Annotated in this window: 2 protein-coding genes; both read left to right on the top strand. The window is 76.3% G+C overall.

The features are described 5' to 3' along the window. Positions 1-32 precede the first annotated feature (32 nt). Positions 33-776 (top strand): ABC transporter ATP-binding protein, encoded by a 744-nt coding sequence (locus tag GSF22_RS32910; RefSeq protein WP_208817810.1) that lies wholly within the window; start codon positions 33-35, stop codon positions 774-776. Next, the coding region (locus GSF22_RS32905; protein WP_307804509.1) for an FtsX-like permease family protein at positions 773-2,389 on the top strand (1,617 nt) is incomplete at its 3' end. The genes GSF22_RS32910 and GSF22_RS32905, both read left to right, overlap by 4 nt.

Genomic DNA, 2,389 nt, shown 5'->3' with positions numbered 1-2,389 from the left:
GCCGGACCCCGGGTCGGCGGGAAGCTGTCCCGATGACCCCGGCCGTACCCGCCGACGGCCCGGTACTCGAACTACGCGACGTGCACCGCACCCACGGCACCGGACCGGTCACCGTACCCGCGCTGCGCGGGGTGGACCTGACCGTGCTCCCCGGTGAACTGGTCGCCGTGATGGGCCCCTCCGGATCCGGCAAGTCCACCCTGCTGAACCTGGCCGGTGGTCTGGACCGGCCGACCCGGGGCACGGTGCTGGTCACCGGCGAGCCGCTGGCCGGCCTGAACCGCCGCCAGCTCGCCGCGCTGCGCCGCCGCCGGATCGGGTACGTCTTCCAGCAGCTCAACCTGCTGCCCGGACTCACCGTCGACGAGAACGTCGCGTTGCCGCTGGAACTGGACGGCGTACCGGTCCGCCGGGCCCGGCAGCTGGCGCGGACCACCCTGGCCGGGATGGAGCTGACCGGCCTCGGCGCCCGCTTCCCGGACGAACTCTCCGGCGGTCAGCAGCAGCGGGTGGCGATCGCCCGGGCCCTGGTGGGGCAGCGTTGCCTACTGCTGGCCGACGAGCCGACCGGGGCGCTGGACTCGCAGACCGGCGAGGCGGTGCTGGCCATGCTGCGCGAGCGGGTGGACGCCGGGGTGGCCGCCGTCCTGGTGACCCACGAGGCCCGGCACGCCGCCTGGGCGGACCGGGTCGTCTTCCTCCGGGACGGGACGGTGGTGGACAGCACCGCCCCGCTGGGCAGCCCCGAGCAGTTGCTGCCCGGCGCACTGCGGTGAGCCCCACGGGACCGCTGCGGAGCGGACTCGGCTCGTGGCGGGCGGCGATCCGCATCGCCTGGCGGGAGTCCCGGCGGGCCCGGGGCCGTACCGCCCTGGTCCTGGCCATGATCACATTGCCCGTGCTGGCCCTCACGTTCGCCGCGGTGACCTGGGACATGTTCCAGCTCACCCCACAGGAGGACGCGGCCCGCCGACTCGGGGCGGCGGACGCCCAACTGCGCTGGGCAACCGACGGACCGCTCCAGCAGCTCTCCGGCGACGCCGGCTACAGCTCCGACGCACCGGCCCGGCAGCGGCCGGTGACCACCGCCGAACTGGCGGCCCTGCTGCCCACCGGCAGCCGGCTGGTCCCGCTGGTCGAGCGGTCCCGGCTGCGGCTGCTCACCCCGGACGGCACCACCAGCATCCAGGTGCAGGGCATCGACGTCGGCGACCCGCTGCTCCGGGGCGTCGTCCGGCTCCGCTCCGGTCGGGCCCCCCACGGGCCCGACGAACTGGCCGCAACCGGGCCGGCGCTGCGCCGGCTCGGCACGGCGCTGGGCGGGACAGTGGGCCTCGCGGACGGCACCCGCACCTACCGGGTGGTCGGGGTGGTGGAGTTCCCCGCCGACCTGAGTGAACTGCTGGCGGTACCGCCGGCCGGGCTGACCGACCCGCCCAGCGCCTGGCTGGTGGACACCCCGGTACCGGTCGGGGCGAACCTGGTCCGTCGACTCAACGCGCAGGGCGTACTGGTCGAGACCCCGCCGGGCAGTCCGGCCTTCCGGGCCGACGAGCCGTCGGCCGGCACCCCCGTCGACCAGGAGTCGATCAGTGAGGGTGTCCTCGTCGGCGGGCTGGGCCTGCTGGAGGTGGTCCTGCTGGCCGGCCCGGCGTTCGCGGTCGGGGTACGCCGCCGGCAACGCGAACTGGCCCTGGTCGCCGCGAACGGCGGCACACCCGCCCAGTTGCGCCGGATCGTGCTGGCCGACGGCCTGGTGCTCGGCCTGGCCGGCGCCGGGCTGGGCCTGGCCCTCGGCGTCACCACGGCAGTGGCCGCCCGACCGGTCGTCGCCGAACTGCTGTACCAGCACCGCCCCGGCGGGTACCGGTTCTTCCCGGCCGCACTGGTCGCCATCGCCGGTCTCGCCGTGCTGACCGGGGTACTCGCCGCGCTGGTCCCGGCGTACACGGCCGGCCGGCAGGACGTGGTCGCCGGGCTGACCGGCCGGCGCGGTGCCACCCGGTCCCGGCGACGCTGGCTGGTACTCGGGCTGGGTCTGGCCGGCGCCGGTTCGGTGACGGCCGCGCTGGCCGCCACCCGGGTGAGCACCTGGGGCATCCTCATCGGGCTGGTCCTCGGGGAGATCGGGCTGGTGCTCTGCACCCCCAGCCTGGTCGGACTGCTCGGCCGGCTCGGCCGGTGGCTGCCGTTGGCGCTGCGCATCGCGCTGCGGGACACCAGTCGCAACCGGGCCGCCGCCGCCCCGGCCATCTCGGCGGTCCTCGCGGCGGTCGCCGGCAGCGTGGCCACCGGTGCCTGGCTGGCCAGCGACGAGGCCCGCACCGCCGCCCGGTACCAGCCCACCCTGCCCGCCGGGTACGTCACCGCGACCCTGTCGGCCACGGAC

This window comes from Micromonospora echinofusca, assembly GCF_017614955.1.
GTDB classification, from domain to species: Bacteria; Actinomycetota; Actinomycetes; order Mycobacteriales; family Micromonosporaceae; genus Micromonospora; species Micromonospora echinofusca_A.
Note: the sequence above shows the minus strand (reverse complement) of the source record. Positions and strands in the feature narration are given on the sequence as shown.

Coding starts and splice junctions, on each gene's coding strand:
- GSF22_RS32910 (WP_208817810.1), top strand. CDS start 33: ATGACCCCGGCCGTACCCGCCGACGGCCCGGTACTCGAACTACGCGAC.